The organism is Psychrobacter sp. 1Y4, from assembly GCF_051847555.1.
This window is the reverse complement of record NZ_JBPYDE010000732.1, coordinates 1-635: the sequence shown is the minus strand read 5'-3', so window position 1 is coordinate 635 and position 635 is coordinate 1. Positions and strand designations below refer to the sequence as shown.

Genomic DNA, 635 nt, shown 5'->3' with positions numbered 1-635 from the left:
CTATCTTTAAAAGCTTTGCTGTCTTCATAGTCAGGAGCAGCGTCAAGATTGCTTTTATATTTTTTTGCCATTGTGTCATCAAGCTTAGAAAGCTCAGAGCTTTCGCAAACTGTTTTTTCTACCCACGTAGCAGCCTTATTGCAATCAAAACTTGCTGAATTTGCATAAGTGGAAAGGAGGCAGGTGCCTAAAATACCGATTGTCGTGATGCATAACTTTTTCATATTACCCTCATCTCTTAGGGCTTGGTTATATTTTAAGAAAGATATAACTGTGATATACGTGTCATCATCACTTTCTGCAAAAAAATCAGCCTCGTTAGCCTCACTCACCTACCAACTGCCAATATTTTCCATCGAAATCCAAGGCTCAATAGGTTCTAAGTCTTCGCCATTTTGTAGCAGCTCAATTGAGATATTATTAGGGTCTTTAACAAAAGCCATATGGCCATCTCTAGGCGGTCTTAATATCTCGATCCCTGCCTGTATAAAGGTGTCGCACTGTGCGTATATGTTGTCAACTCTAAAGGCAAAGTGCCCAAAATTATCGCCATTGGTATATTCTCTTTCATCCCAGTTGTGCGTCACCTCAATCTCCGGCGCACCCTCATGCGTTGCTAAAAAATATAAGCTGAA

At 40.3% G+C, this 635-nt stretch carries 2 protein-coding genes; both read right to left on the bottom strand.

Annotated features, from left to right (window positions below; genetic code table 11):
- Positions 1 to 332: lysozyme inhibitor LprI family protein (locus ACS8FC_RS18590; RefSeq protein ID WP_439297878.1), on the bottom strand; the 332-nt coding region annotated here is incomplete at its 3' end.
- The coding region (locus ACS8FC_RS18585) for a VOC family protein (RefSeq protein ID WP_439297877.1) at positions 333 to 635 on the bottom strand (303 nt) is incomplete at its 5' end. It abuts the gene before it with no gap.